Genomic DNA, 21,134 nt, shown 5'->3' with positions numbered 1-21,134 from the left:
TCGTGCCCCGGGGTACACGACCCGCAACGCGGTTACAGCGTGGAAAGGAAGGCGCTGTTACTCGCCTGCCACTGGACGATGTCCTGGCGGATGCGCTTCTTGTCGAGCTTCCCGACACTGGTCTTGGGAATTTCTGTAACAACGGCGATCTGGCAGGGAATCGCCCACTTGTTGATGTGCCCTTGCTCTACAAATGGCTTGAGGTGTTCCTTCAACGCCTTGGCATCGACAGCCTGGCCGTCATGCACCACCAGCAGGGCGAACGGGCGCTCCCCCCACTGCGGGTCGGCGACCCCAACCACTGCAACCTCGCGCACTCCAGGATGCCGGCTGATCAGGTCCTCGAGGTCCAGGGAGGAGATCCATTCACCCCCAGTCTTGATCACGTCCTTGATGCGGTCGCGAATGTCTATGTAACCCATGCCGTCGAGTGTGGCGACGTCACCGGTGTGCAGCCAGCCACCCTGCCACAGCTCCTCGCTTTTCTCCGGCTCCTTGAAATAGCCCATGGTCAACCAAGGCGCACGCAGCACCAGCTCACCTTGAGTCTCGCCATCTGCCGGGAGGAAATTGCCATCGCCATCGACGATCGCAGCTTCCACCAGCGGTACCGGAACACCGGCCTTGATGCGGTAGGTCACGCGTTCGTCTTCGCTGCCGGCCTGCAGCTCATCGTTCAGGTGGGCGGCAGAAATCAGCGGGCACGTTTCGGACATGCCATAGGCTGCAGTCAGCTGAATGCCCCGGGCCAGCGCCGCTTGATATAGCGAGCGGTTGAGCGCACTGCCACCGATGATGATCTTCCAGCCGCCGAAGTCCTGGCCCTGGGAGCTCGGACAATTGAGCAGCATCTGCAGGATGGTGGGTACACAGTGCGAGAAGGTGACCTTCTCGTCCCGCCAGAGCTTGATCAGCATGTCGGGCTCGTAGCGGCCCGGGTACACCTGTTTCAGACCGAGCATGGTCGCCGCGTACGGGATGCCCCAGGCATGCACGTGAAACATGGGCGTGATGGGCATGTACACATCATTGCTGCCAAGCAGGCGGACGCTGTCGATACTGCCGGTCACCGAGGCCTCGGCCAAGGTGTGCAGCACCAACTGGCGGTGGGTGAAGTAGACGCCCTTGGGGTTACCTGTGGTGCCGGTGGTGTAGAACGTGGTGGCGACCGAGTTCTCGTCGAAATCCGGGAAGTCGTAATGCGGGCTGGCCGCCGCCAGCAATTGCTCGTACTCGCCCACCAGGTTCGGCAGTTCGGCGGTCTTGTCCGGGCCATCGGTCAACAGCAGGGTCTTGTCGACCGTGGTCAACTGCCCGGCAATGGCCTGGTAAAGGCCGACAAAATCGCTGTTGACCAGCACGAAGCGGTCCTCGGCATGGTTCATGGTGTAGAGGATCTGCTCAGGCGACAGACGCACGTTGATGGTGTGCACCACCGCGCCGATCATCGGGATGGCGAACATGCATTCCAGATAACGGTGGCTGTCCCAATCCATCACCGCCACGGTGTCACCGGCCTTGACCCCGGCTTCGGTCAGCACGTTGGCCAGGCGGGCGATACGCTCGTTGAGCTGTGGATAGGTCAGCCGCAACTGGTCGCGGTAGACGATCTCGCGGGTCTTCTCATAGCGGCTGCCGGACATCAGCAGGCGTTTGATCAGCAGAGGAAAGCTGTAGGCGCCCTCGGCGGGCTTGATGATGCGGGTCTGCAGCATGGTTATCCCTTCTTGAAAAGCGAGCCGGACAAGTCTGTGTCTACTGTAGTTCGCCAATGTGACGGTCAAATCAGTCGAAGGAATGATTTGGCTGCGCGAGGTATGAGTGGCATTGTTCGGTCGATGGATCAACCCTTGCCCTGCCACTGGAGCCGTACCTATGCCCAGCCCGCGTCGCGCTGTGTTTCTCGATCATGAATCCCTGGACCTTGGTGACCTCGACCTCTCACCTTTGCAGAGCCAGTTCGACGCGTTCGAACTGTACGACGCCACCCGCCCGGATCAGGTAGCCGAGCGCCTGCAGGGCGCCGTTGCGGTGATCAGCAACAAGGTCATGCTCGACGCCAACGCCCTGTCTGCCAACCCACAGCTCAAGCTGATCCTGGTCGCTGCCACCGGCACCAACAACGTCGACCTGGCTGCCGCCCGCGCCCAGGGCATCACCGTCTGCAATTGCCAAGGCTACGGCACGCCCTCGGTGGCACAGCACACCCTGGCCCTGCTGCTGGCGCTGGCCACGCGCTTGTGCGACTACAACCAGGCGGTGGCCGATGGCCAATGGGCCAAGGCCAGCCAGTTCTGCCTGCTGGACTTCCCGATCGTGGAACTGGAAGGCAAAACCCTAGGCCTGCTCGGCCATGGCGAACTCGGTGGCGCCGTCGCGCGGCTTGCTGAAGCCTTTGGCATGCGCGTGCTGAGCGGGCAGATCCCCGGGCGCCCGGCGCGCAACGATCGCCTGCCGCTGGACGAACTGCTGCCGCAGGTCGATGCCCTGACGTTGCACTGCCCCCTCAACGAACACACACGGCACATGATCGGCGCACGTGAGCTGGCATTGCTCAAGCCCGGCGCGCTGGTGGTCAATACCGCACGTGGCGGCCTGATAGACGAGCAGGCCCTGGCCGACACCCTTCGTCGCGGCCATCTGGGCGGCGCCGCCACCGACGTGCTGAGCGTCGAGCCGCCGGTCAACGGCAACCCGCTGCTGGCCGGCGACATCCCGCGCCTACTGATCACGCCGCACAGCGCCTGGGGCGCGGTGGAATCGCGCCAGCGCATCGTCGGCCAGCTCAGCGAGAACGCCCAGGCATTCTTTGCCGGCCAGCCACGCCGCGTGGTCAGCTGAGCGCAAGGGCAGGCTCTGCTACACTGCGCCACTTTTTTCAGGAGGCGTCGTCCATGGACCCGCGCAGTGAAGTTTTGCTCCGCCAGGCGGACCTGTTCCAGGGTCCACTGCTGATTGCCGGCGCCCCCGCCGATGACCTGCTCGGCCAGTTGCCAAAGGCCAATGCCTGGACCTGGCACGCGGGTGATCAGGCCATGCTCGACGCCCGCTTTGCCGGGCGTAGCCATTACGGCGTCGACGTGCCGCCGGTCGCCTTCGAGGCGGCCGTACTGTTCCTGCCCAAGTCGCGCGAACTGGCGGCCTACCTGCTAAACGCACTGGCGTCACGCCTGGACGGCGGCGAACTCTACCTGGTGGGCGAAAAGCGCGGCGGCATCGAAGGCGCGGCCAAGCATTTGCAGGCCCTGGGCAAGCCACGCAAGCTCGACAGTGCCCGGCATTGCCAGCTGTGGCAGGTCACCGTGGACAACGCGCCCGAAGCCAAGCCACTGGAAAGCCTGGCCGAACGCTTCGCGCTTGAACTGGAAGACGGCCCGCTGCAGGTGGTCAGCCTGCCTGGCGTGTTCAGCCACGGCCGCCTGGACCGCGGCACAGCGTTGCTGCTCAAGCACCTGGATAACCTGCCAGTGGGCCATGTACTGGACTTTGGCTGCGGTGCCGGTGTACTCGGCGCCACAGTCAAACGCCGTTACCCACAGAGCCGGGTCACGATGCTGGACGTAGACGCCTTCGCCGTGGCGGCCAGCCGCCTGACGCTGGCGGCCAATCAGCTGGAAGGTGAAGTTATCAGTGGCGACGGTATCGATGCTGCACCCGGCGACTTGAGCCTGATCCTGAGTAACCCGCCGTTCCATACCGGTGTGCACACCAACTACCAGGCATCGGAAAACCTGCTGAAAAAATCAGGCCAACATCTGCGAAAAGGCGGCGAAATGCGCTTGGTCGCCAACAGTTTCCTGCGTTACCAGCCTCTGATCGAAGGCGCGCTGGGCAACTGTCGGACCTGTGCCGAGGCAGACGGTTTTCGCATCTATCAAGCAACACGCTGATAAAAACAGGGCTTGCCCAAAGCGTTTCGGCTAGGCAGAATCCGCACCGTCCTAGGGGAGTAGTCTCCCGCAAGCACCCTGCTTGCCCGGCACGCGTCAACACACTTGGCCCACAGGCCATGGCGCGTGCGACCCACGATCTGCGCAGACAGGTCCAGGGTTTGACAAGACCTATGACACGCACACCTTACCCGGGGCGGGGAGGCTGTACGTGTCATAGCCGTGTCGACCCGCCCCCACAGGAACCCTGATGCTGGAATCGCTCCTCGTACCTACCGCGATCGTCGCGCTTGCCGAAATCGGCGACAAGACGCAATTGCTCGCGCTCATTCTGGCTGCTCGCTTCCGCAAGCCCTGGCCGATCATCGCCGGCATCATCGCCGCCACCCTGGCCAACCATGCCGCCGCAGGTGCCGTGGGCGCCTGGGTCAGCGGGTTCTTCAGCGAGTCGACGCTGCACTGGATTCTCGCCGCGAGCTTTACCGCCACGGCCCTGTGGACCCTGGTGCCGGACAAGATGGATGATGATGAAAACCCTGCGCGTCGCTTCGGCCCGTTCCTGACCACGCTGATCGCGTTCTTCCTGGCCGAGATCGGTGACAAGACCCAAGTGGCCACGGTGATGCTGGCAGCCCAGTACCCGCACCTGATCATGGTCATCATCGGTACCACGCTGGGCATGCTGATTGCGAACGTGCCAGTAGTCCTGGCGGGCAATTTCGCCGCAGAAAAGCTGCCGCTGACGCTGATTCGCCGCCTGGCCGCGACGGCCTTCATCGTACTGGCGATCGTCGCCGTCTACTCGGCAATGAAAACCAGTGGGTGGGTGGGGTAAAGCTGCAAGCTGCAAGAAAGAGCAGATGTACGCGTACTGCTCTTGCTTGTAGCTTGTAGCTGCTCTTACTTCTTGGCGGCCTGATACAGCGGCATGACCTTGGGAATTGCCGCCTGCAACGAGGCGATCCGGCTGTCCGAGGCCGGGTGAGTGCTCATGAACTCAGGTGGCGCACCCTCGGACGCCTTGCTCATCTTGTTCCACAAGGTGATCGCGGCATTCGGGTCGTAGCCGGCACGCGCCGACAGTTCCAGGCCGATCAGGTCGGCTTCGTTCTCGTTGGCGCGGCTGTTGGGCAAGGTCATGGCGTAGTTCACCACCTGGTCTGCCAGCGCAATGCTGTTCTGGCCAAGGCCAAACAGCGCACCTGCGCCCTGGCGGGCCATTTCCACACCGTAAGCCTTGGACATCGCTTCGCGACTGTGTTCACGCAGCGCGTGGGCGATCTCATGCCCCACCACTGCCGCAATCTCGGCATCGGTAAGCTTGAGCTGGTCGATCAGGCCGGTGTAGACGATGATCTTGCCGCCAGGGCCGCAGTTGGCGTTGAGCTCATCGCTCTTGATCACATTGACCTCCCACTGCCACTGGGCGGCATCCGGGCGGAATTTCGGCGCCTGGGCGATCAGCCGGTCGGCAATCACCTGCACGCGCCTGGCATCGGCGCTGGACTTGTCCAGCACGCCCTTGTTCGACGCCTCGCCAAGGGTCTGCTGGTACGACTGGGCGTACATCTGGTTGACCTCATCGGTCGAGAGCATGCTGAACATGTACTGCTTGCGCTCGACGCCGACAGCACCGCCGCTGGTGGTATTGACCGCCTGGCAGCCAGCCAGCAGGATGCCAGCGCTCAAGAGGCTGACGACAAAAGACTTACGCATGAAAACACTCCCTTTTTACATGCGGGATATCCTAGGCCGAGTCGCCCATGGGCTACCAGAGCCGCAGGGAAGATTTTCTTCGCCAGTACCGGCCTCATCAGGCCGGCGTCAGGCACTCGGGCGCATCCAGCTTCGGGTCATTGACGAAATTCGCCAGCGCCCGCTCACGTAGCGTGGCCGGTGGGCTGGCGAGCAGCTCATGCAGACGCGGCAGCGGTGTGTCAGGGGCCAGCCATGCGGCCTGCCCCGCCTCATCGAGAATCAACGGCCGGCGTTGGTTCATCGCCGCCTGGGTCACCACCGCACAGCTCAGCCACACCTGGTCCTGGACCGGGTAGGCTTCCCATATGGCCGCGAAATACAACGACGAACCCTCCCCCGGCGTCAACCAGTACGGCCGTTTGCGCACCGTGCCACGCCATTCGTAAAAACCGTTGGCTGGCATCAGGCAGCGCCGCAGACGTAACGCTTCGCGGAACATCGGTTGCTCGGCCAGGGTTTCGGCCCGGGCATGCGCGGGGGTGCGTGAGAGGTCAGTGAGCCAGGCCGGGGTCAGGCCCCAGCGCGCCTTGGCCAACTGCATCTGGCCGTCGACCTGGCGCTGGATCAGCACCGAAGCGCCGGGCGAGATATTCCATTGCGCCGGCTGACCGGCAGGAAAGCCTGGCAGGCTTGCCAGCACCTGGGGCCAGCGAAACAGGGCATAGCGTCCACACATGGGCGATTTCAGAACCTAGCAGATCAAGGTACCGGGATAGCTCTCCGGTTCGTCGCCGACAAGCGGCTGGGCGCCATTGTACGCATCGATCAGCTGCCGTGCGTAACCTGCCTGCTCATCGGCCACGGCGAGCCCGAGCAAGCCTTGCATCGGCAACTCGCCAACACCGCCCATCAGGTCACGGCCGATCAGGTGCACCTCGATACCCTCGCTGGCCAGCATGCCAGCGAGCATTTCTGCCTCCAGCAAGGTTTCCGGTTCGTAGATCCGCCGCATCAGGCATCGTCCTCGCGTCTGACTTCGAGCATCCATTCGTCGCCGTGCACCTGCAGGATGAACACCACCGGCTGACAACATACCTGGCAGTCTTCGGTATACATCTGGTCGCCACCAGAGATGTCCACGGTGGTTTCCACGCGCTCGCCGCAATAAGGGCAATCGTAGAAGTCGGTTTCCAGCATCGCGGCCTCCGCAGTGACTTATGCGTATAATTGCCGGTCTGTTTACAGGGCCTGCGTGTGTCCGAGCCGTTTTTCGGGCCCCACCCCTACTTTATTACCCTAGCCGTTTCCAACAAGAGAGCATGATGGGCGAATTCGATGCCATCCGACCGTACGACGATGCTGAGGTCCCTGCCGTGCTGGCACGCCTGCTCAGCGACCCGGCATTCCTCGATATCCTCACCCACTTCCGCTTCCCGCGCGCAGCCGGGGCACTCGGCTGGTTGCTCAAGCCGCTGATCGCCCGCCGCCTGCGCAAGGAGTTCGCCGGGGTTACCTGCGTGTCCACATTGCAGGACAAGGTCGAATACTACGTCGACCACACCATCGAGCGCGCTACCGACGGGGTCACGTACACAGGCGTCGAGCAACTCAAATCCGGTACCGCCTATCTGTTCCTGGCCAACCACCGTGACATCGTCATGGACCCGGCCTTCGTCAACTACGCGGTGTACCACGCTGGCCTGCCGACGCCACGCATCGCCATTGGCGACAACCTGCTGCAAAAGCCGTTCGTCAGCGACATGATGCGCCTGAACAAGAGCTTCATCGTCCACCGCTCGCTCACTGGCCGGCGCGAAAAGCTCGCGGCTTACCAGCTGCTTTCGGCCTACATCAACCATTCGATCCGCAACGACGGCGCCTCGATCTGGATAGCCCAGGCCGAAGGCCGTGCCAAGGATGGTGATGACCGCACCGACTCGGCCATCCTCAAGATGTTCCACATGAGCCGCAAGGACGAGCCTTTCGGTGCGGTGATCCAGGGCCTTAACCTCACTCCGGTGTCGATCAGCTACGAGTACGACCCCTGCGACCAGGCCAAGGCACGCGAACTGTATATCCGTGCGACTACCGGCACCTATCAGAAGGCGCCAGGTGAAGACGACAACAGCATCGCCAAAGGCATCACCGGCTACAAGGGCCGGGTACACATCAACTTCGCCCCGCCGGTAACCGCGTTCTACGAGGACACCAAGCAGCTGGCGCAGGAGATCGACCGGCAGATTCTGGGTGGCTACCGACTGTTCCCGGTGCACTACCTGGCCTACGCAATGTGGGCCGAAAAGGATGAGGCACTACAGGTGCCGAGCGCCGAGAAGCTGTTCCCGGCCGAGGAGCTGGCAAAAGCCAAGGAAGAATGGCAACGCCGCCTGGACGCCTGCCCGCAGGAGCAGCGGCCATACCTGGTGTTGCAATACGCCACGCCGGTGCGCAACCAGTATCAGGTCAGGCAACAGGCGCCGGTTGCCTGACCACAGGGGCCGCTTGGCGGCCCCGCATGGTTCAGATCCAGGTACTGAACCAGGACAGCAGCAAGGCCATCGCCAGGCAGGAAAAGCCCAGAATGTAGTAATAGCGCGGCACCCGCTGGTCGAATGCATCCACCAGCCCGTCATCCACTGCCACGCTCTCGCGGGTGATAGCCTGGCGACGCCGTGCACTGTGCAGCAGCAACCCGCCCGGGCAGGTCATCAACAGTGCCAGCAGATTGATCAGCTTGGTCGGATGGGCGGCCAGAACCCCCCAGAGCACTTGCAAGGACATCACGCAACCTCGGTCAGAACGCCAGCGAAGGCCGGCATTCTACCGAAGGCCGGCCCCGACGCCTGAACTTGGCGACAAAGTGTCACTAAATTTCATCTGTCACACGCTCGTCATCAAGGCAGGCCACCCTGTCGGCCTTTTCCCGAACAGGAGCGAGTACATGCTGCACGCCGAAAACCAGGACCGCCTCTATCTCATTGCCCAGAGCGATGAACAGCAGGCGTTGATCGATGGTTTTGCCATCAATGTCCAGGACCGCCAGTGGCTGGTGTATTGCGCCCTGGGCGGGCATGCGCATGAGCATTTGCCAGAGGTGGACCTGCTGACGGGCGTGAGCGTGCTGGATTTTCATATCCAAGCGGCCTGAGGCCTTCGAAAAACCAAAAAAAACCCGCTGCCTGGCACGCAGGCAGCGGGTTTGATCTCGGTACAGCGAAAAGCTTATTCGCCCAGCACCTGGCCGATGGTCGGGTCTTTGAACAGGCGGGTCAACGCATCGCTCAACACATCCCCCACCAGCTTGGTGTTGGTTTCCTGGTTGGGCGCCATGCCGAAGCGCTGGTCCAACGAGGCGCCGTAACGGCCGCTGTAACGGCGGTTGGCGTTCGACACATCAGCACGGAAGGTGGCGCCGATGGTGGCCTCGGTCACGTACAGGTTTTCCTTGGGCGACTGGTACTTCAATTCGGCCAGGGTCACGGTCAGTTGCGGCGCGTTGGAGGCGTTGGCCGAAGGGGTGAAGCCCAACAGGCGTACGGCCGCCTCGGCCTGAGCCTGCAGCTTGGGCACGATGTCATTGCCATTGACGCTGATGGTGCTGGTCTCGGGGTACATGCCACCACGAGTGCCCAGGGACTGCGAAGCCCGGCCGTCCACCACCTTGACCACCACCGGCTGGCCGTGGCCGACCGGGGCGAGCTGGGCGTTGAGCTTGGGTTGCGGGCTGAGTTGTTGCGGGCTGTGGGCACAACCGACCAGGCTCAGGCTGGCCACGGCAAGCAAACCGAACAACAGACGTTGCAACATGCGTGTTTCTCCAGAAAAAGCGGCAAAGGCCCACAGTATACCTAGCGGCACGCTACAAGCGGCAAGCTACAAGTAAAAGCAGACCGCACGGGGCGCAGGCGTCTTCTTGAGGCTTGCCGGTTGAAGCCAGGCCCTTCTGTCACACGCGGTTCATGGTCCTGCTGTTATCTTCGCTGCAAGCCCTAACACACAGGACTCGACACCATGGCCTCGCTCTGGACCCTGCTCTTCCAACGCCCGCGCCACAATACCTATGCACGCCTCGATGGCGACGGCAACTGCCTGGGATTCAAGCAATGCAGCCAGCCACCAGGCAGCAACGGCTGGGTGCAGGTCAAAGAAATCCAGCTTGCCTGGCTGGGCCGCCCGCTGCCCGCCAACGCCCGGGTTTGCGCCCATGCAAGCGGCCATTGGCAGCGGCGCACCCTGCCCGCCTGACAAACGCTGCAATAAAAAGCACGAATAACGACCTTTCTGCCCGCGACATCGTTATAATCTCCCCCCGATTATAAGGACGTCTCCTGATCGGGCCCCGCATTTGCCGTTTGACCCCGGCACCTTCACCGCTTCGCCCACAGAGAGCCTTCCACTCAGGTCTTGCATCGGCTGTCGTGCCTGCTTTTCCGGGCCTTCGCACTGCATGAACCTGCGGGTTGCCATCGCGCAGTCCCCTTTTGAGGTTCACGTCTCCAAAAGAGCGTGAAAAAAACGGTTTTCACAACTTCACGAGAGTGTGGCGAGCAAATGAACAGTCTGGCATGTGCAATAGCGACAGATGTGTCCCGAACAGCCCTGAACAGGCGGCTGATACGCTCATTTCACATGGGTGTCTGAAACCGCTCCATAACGCACGCACGACACCTTGACCATAAGTCGAATTGCCGCACCTGTGGCAAACGGCGTTCAATAGACGAACCCGAAGACTGATTTGGCGGTGTCCGCGGAAGTTGCAAGAACTGCGAAGAGTCGGACATGGCGATCCTGGCACACCTGGGGTCCTATGCTGTCAATTAGGTAGCTGTAGATTGTGGAGACGCGTTAAATGGCGCAGAACGAATCGGTTGATGTAGTACTGGTAGGCGCGGGCATCATGAGTGCCACCCTGGCCGTACTGCTCAAGGAGCTCGACCCGACCCTGAAGCTTGAGGTCGTCGAGGCGATGGACTCCGGGGCCGCGGAAAGCTCCAACCCCTGGAACAACGCAGGCACCGGCCATGCCGGCCTGTGCGAGCTGAACTACACGCCCCAGGCCGCCGATGGCAGCATCGACATCAAGAAGGCCGTGCACATCAATGCCCAGTTCGAGGTCTCGCGCCAGTTCTGGGCTTACCTGAGCAAAAAAGGCAATTTCGGCCCGGCCCGTGCCTTCATCAACCCTGTCCCGCACCTGAGCTACGTCGAAGGTGACAAGGGTGTTTCCTTCCTCAAGAAGCGTTTCGAGCTGCTCAAGCAGCACCATGGCTTCGCCGAGATGGAATACACCGAAGACAAGGCGGTGATGAATGAATGGATGCCGCTGATGATGCCCGGCCGCCCGGCCGACCAGCACATCGCCGCCACCCGCGTGACCAAAGGTACCGACGTCAACTTCGGCGCACTGACCAACAAGCTGCTCAAGCTGCTGGGCGACTCGCAGAATGCGCAGGTCAAGTACAGCAAGAAGGTCGTCGGCCTGCGCCGTAACGGCGCTGGCTGGACCGTCAGCATCAAGGACGTCAACAGCGGCGGCAGCCGTGAAGTGGACGCCCGCTTCGTGTTCCTCGGCGCCGGCGGCGCGGCACTGCCGCTGCTGCAACTGTCCGGCATCCCGGAGAGCAAAGGCTTCGGCGGCTTCCCGGTTAGCGGCCAGTGGCTGCGTTGCGACAACCCGGAAATCGTCAAGCAGCACCAGGCCAAGGTCTACAGCCAGGCCGCCGTTGGCGCGCCGCCGATGTCGGTGCCGCACCTGGACACCCGCGTGGTGGACGGCAAGACATCGCTGCTGTTCGGCCCGTACGCAGGCTTTACCACCAAGTTCCTCAAGCACGGCTCGCTGATGGACCTGCCACTGTCGGTGCGCATGGGCAACATCGGCCCGATGCTGGCCGTGGCCCGCGACAACATGGACCTGACCAAGTACCTGGTCAGCGAAGTGATGCAGTCGATGGAACAGCGCCTCGAATCGCTGCGCCGCTTCTATCCGCAGGCCAAGGCTGAAGACTGGCGCCTGGAAGTGGCTGGCCAGCGCGTGCAGATCATCAAGAAGGACCCGAAAAAAGGCGGCATCCTGCAGTTCGGTACTGAGTTGGTGTCGGCACAGGACGGCAGTATCGCGGCACTGCTCGGCGCATCCCCTGGTGCTTCGGTGACCGTGTCGATCATGCTTGAACTGATCGAGCGCTGCTTCCCCGAGCAGGCCAAGGGCGCCTGGGCTGCCAAGCTCAAGGAAATCTTCCCGGCTCGCGAGAAGACCCTGGCCACCGATGCAGCCCTGTACCACAAGATCAGTGCCGACAACGATGAGGCGCTGGACCTGGTAGAGAACAGCCCGGCCAAGCACTACGCCTAACGCCCCTCGGGGTAATGCCAGTCAGGTAGGCGATCCAGGGCCGCTTTGCGGCCCTGATAACGCTAACTGACTGGCAATGCCCCTAGCGCGTTTTTTCTGGCGGGGATCTATCAGGCCCGGGCTTTATCGATGATCTCGATGTATTCAGCCGCATTGCGCTGGTCGGCGATCACTTCGACGAAGGTCTTGCCCTGTTCGTCTTTGCCGTCCAGGTCCAGCCCGGCTTCGACGAAGAACCCTACGAAGCGCTCGAAATCGTCGACACGCAGGCCGCGGTAAGCCTTGATCAGCTTGTGCTGAGAAGGCGAAGTCACACCATCTGCAGGCTCAAACTGGAGAAACGACTTGATGTAGTCGTCGCTGATTTCGTCACCAATCACCTGCTTCTTGTCTTTGCGCATTGCCGGCTCCAACTGGACCATCACGAATTTCGAAGGCCGGCAGTTTACCCCCCACACGCGGCACGCCTCAACGCGTACGTACGGTACCTGTGTGCAAGTCGGCCCAGACATGGCCGTTGGAGTAGGTCAGAAACTGCACATACAGCGTCTCGTTGCGCAGCAGGTCCATGATCACGCGGTAGTCGCTGACCGGGTAGTTCAGGCTCAACGTGCGGGTCTTGTCGTCATACACAGGCTTTTTCAGGCTCTTGCCCGCCTCGCCATCGAAGGTGAGCAACACCTGGCTGATCGTCGCACCTTTACTCAACGGCTTGCCTTTGAGGCGCATCTGCAAGGAGGCGGTGATCGGAATTGGCTGTTGATCAGATGGGCGCTGCGCCCCAACCACTACCGAGTAGTCGGTTACCTGCAACAGTTGCTGGCCTGTCGGCGCTTCCTGGCGCAGGGCCTGGTCATCGGGCGGGAGAAACTGGCTGTGCAGCGGTGCGGCGGCAAGAGGCAGGCTGACTGCCAGCAACAGGGGAACGATCGCTCGCATGTAAGGCTCCTTGGCATGAAGGAGCACTCTAGCATGCTGCACAACGGTGGGCTGTCAATCGAACTGCGCGAGCATCCAGGCATGATACCGGGCAACACCCTCTTCGCCTTCACGCGGCGCCCAAGGGGCATGCTCGCCGTCGGCCAACTGCCGGTAAGGGCCGGCCTTGCATTCGAACAGAATGCTGTCTGCCTCGAGCACCACCAGGGAATGGAAGAGGCCCGGGCGCAGGTCCACGCCAAGGCACTCGCCACCGGCTTCAAGGACGCGCTTGTCGATCACTGTGCCCTGCTCATCGAACATAAGCAGCCCCAAGCGGCCTTTGAGCGCCAACAAAGTCTCGGCCTTGTCCTCGCTCAGGTGCCGGTGAGGCGCAATATAGGTGGACGGCTGCAAGCCCACTGCCAAGCGGTGACAGGGGTCTTGCATCTCATGGAAATTGTGATGGTAGCGACCACGCGGTGCGTCGGCGGCTTTCTGCGCCAGCCCGGCAAACAACGCTTGGTCGATGAAAGCAGGCTGGCTCATGATCAAAGTCCCTTGACGGCGAAGATGCCGTTCGCGTTACGCCAGTAACCCTTATAGTCCATGCCGTAACCAAAGATATAGCGATCGATGCAAGGCAGGCCGACGTAGCTGGCCTTGAGGTCCGGGCTGGCCTTGCGGTCATGGTCTTTGTCGATCAGCACCGCAGTGTGCACCGAACGGGCGCCGGCATGTTTGCAGAACTCGATGATGGCGCTGAGGGTGTGACCCTCGTCGAGGATATCGTCGACGATCAGCACGTCACGGTCGATGAACGACACTTCAGGCTTGGCCTTCCAGAACAGTTCACCGCCACTGGTCTGGTTGCGGTAGCGCGTGGCATGCAGGTACGAGGCCTCCAGCGGGAACTGCAGGTGGGTCAGCAGCTTGCCAGCGAAGATCAGGCCGCCGTTCATCACACAGAACACCACCGGGTTCTTGTCGTGCAGGTCCTTGCAGATCTGCTCGCCAACCTTGGCAATGGCCGCTTCGACTTCGGCTTCGTTGTAAAGGCAGTCTGCCTCGCGCATGACTTGACGGATGTGCTCGAGATCAGCGGACATTGCGCTCTCCAGGGGGGATTTTGGAAAAGCGGGCAAAGGTACGCATCCGCTCGTCACAGATCAAGCATTTATGGACTAACGTGCAAAAGGACTGCACGACAGCAAAGGCTGAATAGATTAATCTAGCGCGGTTTTTTTGCCCGCCTTTCGGAGCCCCCCTATGCCCACTCGTGAGATCCGCCACCCGCTGATCCGCCACAAGCTCGGCCTGATGCGCCGTGCCGACATCAGCACCAAGAACTTTCGCGAACTCGCCCAGGAAGTCGGCGCGCTACTGACCTACGAAGCCACCCAGGACCTGCCACTGGAAACCTACGAGATCGATGGCTGGTGTGGCAAGGTGCAAGTTGAAAAAATCGCTGGCAAGAAGATCACCGTGGTACCGATCCTGCGCGCCGGCATCGGCATGCTTGACGGCGTGCTCAGCCTGATCCCGGGCGCGAAGGTCAGTGCCGTGGGTGTCGCACGCAACGAGGAGACCCTCGAAGCACACACCTACCTGGAAAAGCTCGCCCCGGACATCAACCAGCGCCTGGCGCTGATCATCGACCCGATGCTTGCCACCGGCGGCTCGATGGTCGCCACCATCGACCTGCTGAAGAAGGCAGGCTGCAAGGAAATCCGCGCCATGGTGCTGGTTGCAGCGCCTGAAGGCATCGAAGTGGTGGAGAAAGCCCACCCGGACGTCCAGATCTACACCGCCTCGATCGACCAGCGCCTCAACGAACACGGCTATATCGTTCCGGGCCTGGGCGACGCCGGTGACAAGATCTTCGGCACCAAGCAGAAGGACGCCTGACCATGCAGGACGGCTTCAACGACCCGCTATGGCGCCAGGTCGTTTCGGGCGCGCAGATGCTCTTCGTGGCATTTGGCGCGCTGGTGCTGATGCCGCTGATCACCGGCCTGGACCCTAACGTCGCGCTGTTCACCGCGGGTATCGGCACCCTGCTGTTCCAGCTGGTCACCGGCCGTCAGGTCCCGGTATTCCTGGCCTCGAGCTTTGCCTTCATTACTCCGATCATCCTCGCCAAAGGCCAGTTCGGCCTGGCCGAGACCATGGGCGGCGTGATGGCCGCAGGCTTCGTGTACACCTTCATGGGCCTGATGGTGAAGATCAAAGGCACCGGCTTCATCGACCGCATGCTGCCACCCGTGGTGATCGGCCCGGTGATCATCTCCATCGGCCTGGCCATGGCACCGATCGCGGCCAACATGGCCATGGGCAAGGGCGGTGACGGCGCGGTACTGATGCCGTACAAGACCGCCATGCTGATTTCCATGCCGGCGTTGCTCACCACCCTGATCGTCGCGGTATTTGGCAAAGGCATCTTCCGCCTGGTGCCGATCATTTCCGGGGTGCTGGTAGGGTTTGCCCTGGCGTTCGCCTTTGGCGTGGTCGATACCGCCAAGATTGCCGCCGCGCCTTGGCTTGAGATCCCTAATTTCACCGCACCAGCGTTCAACTGGCAGGCCATCCTGTTCATCGTACCGGTCGCCCTGGCCCCGGCGATCGAACATATCGGCGGGGTGATCGCAGTCGGCAGCGTGACCGGTCGCGACTACCTAAAGAAGCCTGGCCTGCACCGCACCCTGCTGGGTGATGGCCTGGCCACCACGGCAGCCGGCCTGTTCGGCGGCCCGCCCAATACCACGTATGCCGAAGTGACCGGCGCCGTGATGCTGACCAAGAACTACAACCCGAAGATCATGACCTGGGCGGCGGTCTTTGCCATCACCCTGGCCTTCATCGGCAAGTTCGGTGCGTTGTTGCAGAGCATCCCGGTGCCGGTGATGGGCGGCATCCTCTGCCTGTTGTTCGGTTCGATCGCGGCGGTGGGCATGAACACCATGATCCGCCACAAGATCGACCTGGGCGAAGCTCGCAACCTGGTGATCGTGTCGGTGACCCTGGTGTTCGGTATCGGCGGCGTGCTGATCGGCAGCGGCGACGGCCCTGATGATTGGGGCCTGAAGGGCATCGCCCTGTGCGCTATCGTGGCCATTGCCCTGAACCTGATCCTGCCGGGCAACGATGGCTGGAAAAAAGAGAAGCTGGACCTGTAGGAGCGGCCTTGCGTCGCGAAAGGGCCGCACAGCGGCCCCTTCAATTCAAGCCTTTTCACACATCCGCGCCAGCACCCTCACCCACTCCGGGTGATCATTCAGGCACGGCACCAGCACCAACTCTTCGCCCCCTGCCTCGATGAACTGCTCCTTGCCGCGATCGCCAATTTCCTCCAGCGTCTCGATGCAATCGGCCACGAATGCCGGGCACATCACCAGCAGCTTCTTCGCCCCGGCCTTGGCTAGTTCATCCAGACGCGTCTCGGTATAGGGTTCGATCCACTTGTCTCGGCCTAACCGCGACTGGAACGAGACAGACCACTTGCCCTCCGGGATGCCCATCCTGGTGGCGAACGCCTTGGCCGACGCCAGGCACTGCCCCCGGTAGCACACCGCCCGCACTTCGGCACTGGCGTCCTTGCAGCAGTCCGCTGCCCGCAAATCATGCTTGCTACCAGGCATGAGCTTCTTCAGGTGCCGCTCCGGCAAGCCATGGAAGCTCAACAACAGGTGGTCGTAGTCCTGCTCAAGATAGGGCCGTGCACTGGCCACCAGGGCATCGATGTATTCAGGGTGGTCGTAGAACGGTTGCAGCACACGCAACTGCAACGGCAAGGCGCGTTCGGCGACAGTCTGGTTGGCCAGTGCCACTACCGTAGTCACCGTGCTGTCAGCGAATTGTGGATAAAGCGGCGCCAGTGTCACCTTGCGCACACCTTGAGCGGCGAGGCGCTCAAGCACCTGCGCCAGTGCAGGCTCGCCATAGCGCATGGCGATTTCCACCGGACCATGGGGCCAGTGCTCGACCATCGCGGCCTGCAGGCGACGCGTCAACACCACCAAGGGTGAGCCTTCGTCCCACCAGATCGAAGCATAGGCATGGGCAGACTGCTCTGGGCGCTTGATCAGGATCAGCGACACCAGCAAGCGCCGCACCGGCCATGGCAGGTCGACCACGTAAGGGTCCATCAGGAACTGGTTGAGGTAGCGGCGTACATCGGCTACCGAGGTGGAAGCCGGAGAACCCAGGTTGACCAGCAACAGAGCGTGATCGGTCATGCAGCGTCCTATGTCAGAGGCGCCTGGACAGGTTGTCCAGGGCCGATTGCAGATCGTTGTAACGGAACGTGAAGCCCGCGGCCAGCAAACGCACAGGGCGTGCCCGCTGGCCACCAAGCAACAACGTCGACAGCTCTCCGAGGCCCGCCTTCAGCAGCAGGCCAGGCACCGGCAGCAGCGCCGGCCGGTGCAGCGCCCGGCCCAGGCGCCGGGCGAATTCGCGGTTACGCACAGGCTCTGGCGCGCAGGCATTATAAGGACCGCTGGCGTCCTTGTGCCGCAAGAGAAAATCTATCAGGGCGACCTGGTCGTCTATATGCACCCAAGGCATCCATTGCCGCCCATTGCCCAGCGGGCCGCCCAGCCCCAGCTTGAACGGCAGGCGCAGGCGCGACAGGAAACCGCCATCGCTGGCCAGCACCAACCCCGTGCGCACCAACACTACGCGCAGCCCAAGGGCCTGCGCACGTTGCGCGGTTTCCTCCCAGGCAATGCACAGTTGGCTGGCGAAATCCTCGCGCACCGGCGGCGATACCTCGGTCAATTCACGCTCACCGCCATCGCCATACCAGCCCACTGCAGAACCCGAAATCAGCACTTCGGGACGTTGCTCACGGGTACCGAGCCAGCCCAGCAATTGCTCGGTAAGGCTGATACGGCTGGCCCAAAGCACATTGCGCCGGGCGGCGGTCCAGGGCCGGTCGGCAATCGGCGCGCCAGCCAGGTTGATCACGGCGTCCACCTGCTCGTCAGCGGCCAGTTCCTCCAGCTGGGCAATCCCGCGCACCCCGCTGCCACAGAGGCGCGCAACCTGATCAGGGCGCCGGCTCCACACGGTCAGGCGATGACCCTGGGCGAGCCAGAACGGGCAAAGATGCTGGCCGATCAAGCCAGTGCCGCCTGTCAGCAATATATGCATGGCTGTGTCCTCACAGAGTGCGGCGATGGTCTATTTTTACAACAAGGCACTTTTTTAACCCAACGCTCTCAGATAAACATAGGCCAACCTGCCCTATGAAGCGGAATAACCTTATACAAATTTTAAGTATTGTACAGGTTTGCCTGACAGCGTAGTCTGCTTACAGCACGGTTCGAAGAGGCCATCATGACAGTACCTATTGCCATCATCGGTGCCGGTATCGCCGGCCTTTCCGCTGCCCAGGCCCTGCAAAAGGCCGGGCAGTCCGTTCACCTGTTCGACAAAGGCCACGGCAGTGGCGGGCGCATGGCCAGCAAACGCAGCGAGGCCGGTGCGCTCGATCTTGGTGCCCAATACTTCACTGCGCGCGACCGTCGCTTCGTCGAGCAGGTGCAGCAATGGGTAGCCGCCGGCTGGGCCGAACAATGGAAGCCGCAGCTGTACAACTACCGTGACGGCGAACTGACGCCCTCGCCCGACGAGCAGACGCGCTGGGTCGGCGTGCCGCGCATGAGCGCGATCACCCGCGGCATGCTCAAGGACGTCACGGTGAACTTCGGCTGCCGCATTGCCGAAGTGTTTCGCGGCAAGCAGTACTGGCACCTTCAGGATACCGAAGGCTGCAGCCATGGCCCATTCAGCCGCGTTGTGATCGCCGTCCCCGCGCCCCAGGCCACGCCGCTACTGGCGGCCACCCCAAAACTTGCCGCCGTGGCAGCGGGCGTGGTGATGGAGCCTACATGGGCCGTTGCCCTGGCCTTTCAGACACCGCTGGACACACCGATGCAGGGCTGCTTCGTGCAGGACAACCCGCTCGACTGGCTGGCACGCAACCGCAGCAAGCCAGGCCGCGATGAGCAGCTCGATACCTGGGTGCTGCATGCCACTTCCACGTGGAGCAAGCAGCATATCGACCTGGCCAAGGAAGAAGTGATCGAGCAACTGTGGGGAGAGTTCGCCGAATTGGTCGGCTGCGTGGTGCCTGCAGCGTCCTTCTCCGTGGCACATCGCTGGTTGTATGCACGGCCGGCCGGCAGTCACGAATGGGGCGCGCTGGCCGATGCCGACCAAGGGCTCTATGCCTGTGGCGACTGGTGCCTGTCGGGCCGCGTGGAAGGCGCCTGGCTCAGCGGTCAGGAGGCGGCACGACGCCTGCTGGAGCATCTCGACTAAACAAAACTGCAAAACTATACAAAAATACTAGTTTGCATAAGTTTGTGGCTGTGCTGGAATAACCTTGTACACGCGCGAATCAATGTACAAGTTTTCGGAGACAGCCATGCACGATCCATCCGCCCACAGTAAGCCCCGCATTGCCATCAGCTCATGCCTGACAGGCCACAGTGTGCGCTACAACGGCGGGCACAAGTCGTCCGATCTGTGCCGCACCCAGCTGGAAGAACACTTCGACTGGCTACCGGTCTGCCCCGAAGTCGCCATCGGCCTTGGGGTGCCCCGCGACCCGATCCGGCTGGTCGGTGACCCCGAACACCCGGCCGTCGTCGGGACACGCAACCCTGGCATGGACGTCACCGGCCCGCTCGCCAGTTACGGCGAACAGATGGCCGCCGAGCTTGACGATATCTGTGGCTACATTTTCATGCAGAAGTCGCCGTCCTGCGGGCTGGAGCGGGTCAAGGTCTACCAGGATAACGGTCACCCGGCAGTACAGGGCGGCAGAGGTGCCTACGCAGCGGCTTTCTGTGCCCGTCGCCCGGACCTGCCGGTCGAGGAAGAGGGGCGCCTGCACGACCCGGTATTGCGCGAGAACTTCATCAGCCGCGTCTACGCCTACGCGGACTGGCAGCGCCTGCTGGCCGAGGGTTTGAGCCGTGGCGCACTGGTGCGCTTCCATTCACGCTACAAGTACCTGCTCATGGCCAACAACCCGCAGGCTTACCGACAGCTTGGGCGCCTGCTTGGCAGCATGAGCCGGGACGATGACCCTCAGGTCATCGGGCCCCGCTATTTCAGCCAGTTGATGCAAGCGCTGCGTCGCTGCGCCAGCCGCGGCACCCATGGCAACGTACTGCAGCACCTCAGTGGCTATTTCAAAGACGCACTGACGCAGCAGGACAAGGCCGAGCTGCAACACATCATCGACCAGTACCAGCAAGGGGTCGTACCGCTGGTGGTTCCGCTGACCTTGCTCAAACACCATTTGCGCAAGCACCCTGACCCCTACCTGCAGCAACAGACCTACTTACAGCCGCACCCCGACAGCCTGGGGCTACGCAATGCAGTCTGAAGCGCCCATGCCCATCGGTGAACTGGCACGCCGCACCGGTGTGAATCCGGTGACCCTGCGCGCCTGGGAGCGGCGCTACGGGCTGCTGAAGCCGCAACGTACCGCCAAGGGCCACCGCTTGTATGGCCGCGACCAGGTCGAACGCGTCGAAGCGATCCTGGCCTGGCTGGAACGGGGCGCATCGGTCGGCCAGGTGCGCGAGCTGCTCGACAAGCCACCCGGCGTCGCTCCCCAAGGCGACTGGCAAACCCGCCAGCAACAGTTGATAGAGGCCATCGCCAACCTGTCCCAGCGCAGCCTCGACCAGCAACTCAATCAAGCCATGGCGCTGTATCCGGCCATCACCCTGTGCGAGAAATTGCTGCTGCCATTGCTCGATAGCCTGGGGCAACGTTGGTGCAATTACTTCAATGCCAGGCTCGAACAGGTGTTCTTCCACACTTGGCTGCGCAGCAAGCTGGGCGCACGGGTCTATCACGACAATCAATCACTGCACGGCCCGGCCGTGTTGCTGGCCGAAGACAGTGATCACGCCTTCGACCCCAGCCTTTGGCTGTATGCCTGGCTGCTGAGCAGCAGCGGCATCCCTGTCGAAGTGCTTGAAAACCCCGTGAGCGGAGTGGAGTTGCAACGTGCCGTCACCGCCCTGCAACCTCGCGCCCTGCTGCTGCACCTGGGCCCGCGCATCGATGGCCGGGCCCTGCTGCGTACCCTGCAGGGGATAGCAGGCACCAAGCTGCTGGGCGGCGCCACGATTTCCCTCCACCAAGCTCAACTGCACGCCTTCGGTGTGCCCGAGCTTTTCCTGTTCGATACCCCGCAGGCGGCATTGCGCACGCTGCAAGGCAATGACCGCCCGCCTGTAGAGTAG

The 21,134-nt window shown here is 62.2% G+C and carries 25 protein-coding genes and 1 riboswitch; of the genes, 12 read left to right on the top strand and 13 right to left on the bottom strand.

What is annotated here, in order from left to right; all coding sequences use genetic code 11:
- Positions 1 to 32: 32 nt before the first annotated feature.
- Positions 33 to 1,715 carry a fatty acid--CoA ligase gene (locus tag NGJ21_RS18030; RefSeq protein ID WP_046784540.1) on the bottom strand — a complete coding sequence of 561 codons (1,683 nt, stop codon included), beginning with the start codon at positions 1,713 to 1,715 and terminating at the stop codon, positions 33 to 35.
- 160 nt (positions 1,716 to 1,875) lie between these two features.
- Here NGJ21_RS18030 and NGJ21_RS18025 point away from each other — a divergent pair, with 160 nt between their 5' ends.
- The 3 genes from NGJ21_RS18025 to NGJ21_RS18015 all read left to right on the top strand — a co-directional run bounded on the left by NGJ21_RS18025 (position 1,876) and on the right by NGJ21_RS18015 (position 4,725).
- Positions 1,876 to 2,841 (top strand): 2-hydroxyacid dehydrogenase, encoded by a 966-nt coding sequence (locus NGJ21_RS18025; RefSeq protein ID WP_046784541.1) that lies wholly within the window; start codon positions 1,876 to 1,878, stop codon positions 2,839 to 2,841.
- Between the two features lie 53 nt (positions 2,842 to 2,894).
- Positions 2,895 to 3,890: a methyltransferase gene (locus NGJ21_RS18020; RefSeq protein ID WP_125923400.1), complete on the top strand. Its 996-nt coding sequence runs from the start codon at positions 2,895 to 2,897 to the stop codon at positions 3,888 to 3,890.
- A 42-nt stretch (positions 3,891 to 3,932) separates the two neighbouring features.
- Positions 3,933 to 4,053, top strand: a riboswitch (yybP-ykoY riboswitch).
- A 90-nt stretch (positions 4,054 to 4,143) separates the two neighbouring features.
- Positions 4,144 to 4,725: a TMEM165/GDT1 family protein gene (locus NGJ21_RS18015; RefSeq protein WP_174141606.1), complete on the top strand. Its 582-nt coding sequence runs from the start codon at positions 4,144 to 4,146 to the stop codon at positions 4,723 to 4,725.
- Positions 4,726 to 4,790: 65 nt separating this feature from the next.
- On the opposite strand, the gene NGJ21_RS18010 is transcribed toward NGJ21_RS18015, so the two are convergent.
- From NGJ21_RS18010 to NGJ21_RS17995, 4 genes are all read right to left on the bottom strand, one after another.
- Positions 4,791 to 5,606 (bottom strand): M48 family metallopeptidase, encoded by an 816-nt coding sequence (locus NGJ21_RS18010; protein WP_012316235.1) that lies wholly within the window; start codon positions 5,604 to 5,606, stop codon positions 4,791 to 4,793.
- Between the two features lie 97 nt (positions 5,607 to 5,703).
- Complete coding sequence (locus tag NGJ21_RS18005) at positions 5,704 to 6,324, bottom strand: SOS response-associated peptidase (protein WP_115273873.1); 621 nt, start codon at positions 6,322 to 6,324, stop codon at positions 5,704 to 5,706.
- Between the two features lie 15 nt (positions 6,325 to 6,339).
- Positions 6,340 to 6,600, bottom strand: coding sequence for a putative signal transducing protein (locus NGJ21_RS18000; protein WP_115273872.1), 261 nt, complete (start codon positions 6,598 to 6,600; stop codon positions 6,340 to 6,342).
- Positions 6,600 to 6,785 carry a CPXCG motif-containing cysteine-rich protein gene (locus NGJ21_RS17995; RefSeq protein ID WP_012316238.1) on the bottom strand — a complete coding sequence of 62 codons (186 nt, stop codon included), beginning with the start codon at positions 6,783 to 6,785 and terminating at the stop codon, positions 6,600 to 6,602. The genes NGJ21_RS18000 and NGJ21_RS17995 overlap by 1 nt, the downstream gene beginning before the upstream one ends.
- Before the next feature lie 122 nt (positions 6,786 to 6,907).
- Between NGJ21_RS17995 and NGJ21_RS17990 the strand changes: the two genes are divergently transcribed.
- Positions 6,908 to 8,077, top strand: coding sequence for a 1-acyl-sn-glycerol-3-phosphate acyltransferase (locus NGJ21_RS17990; protein ID WP_251962464.1), 1,170 nt, complete (start codon positions 6,908 to 6,910; stop codon positions 8,075 to 8,077).
- A 31-nt stretch (positions 8,078 to 8,108) separates the two neighbouring features.
- Here NGJ21_RS17990 and NGJ21_RS17985 read toward each other — a convergent pair whose 3' ends face one another.
- Positions 8,109 to 8,369, bottom strand: coding sequence for a hypothetical protein (locus NGJ21_RS17985; RefSeq protein WP_237859860.1), 261 nt, complete (start codon positions 8,367 to 8,369; stop codon positions 8,109 to 8,111).
- Between the two features lie 160 nt (positions 8,370 to 8,529).
- Between NGJ21_RS17985 and NGJ21_RS17980 the strand changes: the two genes are divergently transcribed.
- The gene (locus NGJ21_RS17980; RefSeq protein WP_046784546.1) at positions 8,530 to 8,736 is read left to right on the top strand and encodes a hypothetical protein; all 207 of its coding nucleotides are present in this window, start codon (positions 8,530 to 8,532) and stop codon (positions 8,734 to 8,736) included.
- A gap of 74 nt (positions 8,737 to 8,810) precedes the next feature.
- Here the strand turns inward: NGJ21_RS17980 and NGJ21_RS17975 are convergent, their stop codons facing one another.
- Positions 8,811 to 9,395, bottom strand: coding sequence for a YajG family lipoprotein (locus tag NGJ21_RS17975; RefSeq protein ID WP_039603065.1), 585 nt, complete (start codon positions 9,393 to 9,395; stop codon positions 8,811 to 8,813).
- Positions 9,396 to 9,599: 204 nt separating this feature from the next.
- On the opposite strand from NGJ21_RS17975, the gene NGJ21_RS17970 reads away from it, so the two are divergent.
- Both NGJ21_RS17970 and mqo read left to right on the top strand, forming a co-directional pair.
- Positions 9,600 to 9,833 carry a hypothetical protein gene (locus NGJ21_RS17970; protein WP_046784547.1) on the top strand — a complete coding sequence of 78 codons (234 nt, stop codon included), beginning with the start codon at positions 9,600 to 9,602 and terminating at the stop codon, positions 9,831 to 9,833.
- A 604-nt stretch (positions 9,834 to 10,437) separates the two neighbouring features.
- On the top strand, positions 10,438 to 11,943 hold the full coding sequence (gene mqo, locus NGJ21_RS17965; RefSeq protein ID WP_251962463.1) for a malate dehydrogenase (quinone): 1,506 nt from the start codon (positions 10,438 to 10,440) through the stop codon (positions 11,941 to 11,943).
- A 110-nt stretch (positions 11,944 to 12,053) separates the two neighbouring features.
- Here mqo and NGJ21_RS17960 read toward each other — a convergent pair whose 3' ends face one another.
- The 4 genes from NGJ21_RS17960 to NGJ21_RS17945 form a co-directional block, all read right to left on the bottom strand.
- Positions 12,054 to 12,344 carry a PA4642 family protein gene (locus tag NGJ21_RS17960; protein ID WP_046784549.1) on the bottom strand — a complete coding sequence of 97 codons (291 nt, stop codon included), beginning with the start codon at positions 12,342 to 12,344 and terminating at the stop codon, positions 12,054 to 12,056.
- Between the two features lie 67 nt (positions 12,345 to 12,411).
- A complete protein-coding gene (locus NGJ21_RS17955; protein ID WP_046784550.1) occupies positions 12,412 to 12,882 on the bottom strand; it encodes a hypothetical protein in 471 nt (156 codons plus the stop codon).
- Between the two features lie 54 nt (positions 12,883 to 12,936).
- The gene (locus NGJ21_RS17950; protein ID WP_115273870.1) at positions 12,937 to 13,410 is read right to left on the bottom strand and encodes a WbuC family cupin fold metalloprotein; all 474 of its coding nucleotides are present in this window, start codon (positions 13,408 to 13,410) and stop codon (positions 12,937 to 12,939) included.
- A gap of 2 nt (positions 13,411 to 13,412) precedes the next feature.
- Positions 13,413 to 13,970: a hypoxanthine-guanine phosphoribosyltransferase gene (locus NGJ21_RS17945; protein ID WP_012316248.1), complete on the bottom strand. Its 558-nt coding sequence runs from the start codon at positions 13,968 to 13,970 to the stop codon at positions 13,413 to 13,415.
- A gap of 160 nt (positions 13,971 to 14,130) precedes the next feature.
- On the opposite strand from NGJ21_RS17945, the gene upp reads away from it, so the two are divergent.
- Both upp and NGJ21_RS17935 read left to right on the top strand, forming a co-directional pair.
- Positions 14,131 to 14,769: a uracil phosphoribosyltransferase gene (gene upp / locus NGJ21_RS17940; RefSeq protein ID WP_011532223.1), complete on the top strand. Its 639-nt coding sequence runs from the start codon at positions 14,131 to 14,133 to the stop codon at positions 14,767 to 14,769.
- Positions 14,770 to 14,771: 2 nt separating this feature from the next.
- Positions 14,772 to 16,037 (top strand): uracil-xanthine permease family protein, encoded by a 1,266-nt coding sequence (locus NGJ21_RS17935; protein ID WP_115273869.1) that lies wholly within the window; start codon positions 14,772 to 14,774, stop codon positions 16,035 to 16,037.
- 45 nt (positions 16,038 to 16,082) lie between these two features.
- Here NGJ21_RS17935 and hemH read toward each other — a convergent pair whose 3' ends face one another.
- Entirely contained in the window at positions 16,083 to 17,096 is a 1,014-nt protein-coding gene (gene hemH / locus NGJ21_RS17930; protein WP_251962462.1) for a ferrochelatase, read from the bottom strand.
- Positions 17,097 to 17,109: 13 nt separating this feature from the next.
- The gene (locus NGJ21_RS17925) at positions 17,110 to 18,015 is read right to left on the bottom strand and encodes a TIGR01777 family oxidoreductase (protein ID WP_251962461.1); all 906 of its coding nucleotides are present in this window, start codon (positions 18,013 to 18,015) and stop codon (positions 17,110 to 17,112) included.
- A 186-nt stretch (positions 18,016 to 18,201) separates the two neighbouring features.
- Here NGJ21_RS17925 and NGJ21_RS17920 point away from each other — a divergent pair, with 186 nt between their 5' ends.
- The 3 genes from NGJ21_RS17920 to NGJ21_RS17910 all read left to right on the top strand — a co-directional run bounded on the left by NGJ21_RS17920 (position 18,202) and on the right by NGJ21_RS17910 (position 21,134).
- A complete protein-coding gene (locus NGJ21_RS17920; protein WP_115273868.1) occupies positions 18,202 to 19,188 on the top strand; it encodes an NAD(P)/FAD-dependent oxidoreductase in 987 nt (328 codons plus the stop codon).
- Between the two features lie 106 nt (positions 19,189 to 19,294).
- Positions 19,295 to 20,263 carry a YbgA family protein gene (locus NGJ21_RS17915; RefSeq protein ID WP_115275490.1) on the top strand — a complete coding sequence of 323 codons (969 nt, stop codon included), beginning with the start codon at positions 19,295 to 19,297 and terminating at the stop codon, positions 20,261 to 20,263.
- Complete coding sequence (locus tag NGJ21_RS17910; RefSeq protein WP_251962460.1) at positions 20,253 to 21,134, top strand: MerR family transcriptional regulator; 882 nt, start codon at positions 20,253 to 20,255, stop codon at positions 21,132 to 21,134. Before NGJ21_RS17915 ends, NGJ21_RS17910 begins: the two co-directional genes overlap by 11 nt.

It is taken from the genome of Pseudomonas sp. Marseille-Q5299, from assembly GCF_943737035.1.
Taxonomy (GTDB): domain Bacteria; phylum Pseudomonadota; class Gammaproteobacteria; order Pseudomonadales; family Pseudomonadaceae; genus Aquipseudomonas; species Aquipseudomonas putida_E.
Note: the sequence above shows the minus strand (reverse complement) of the source record. Positions and strands in the feature narration are given on the sequence as shown.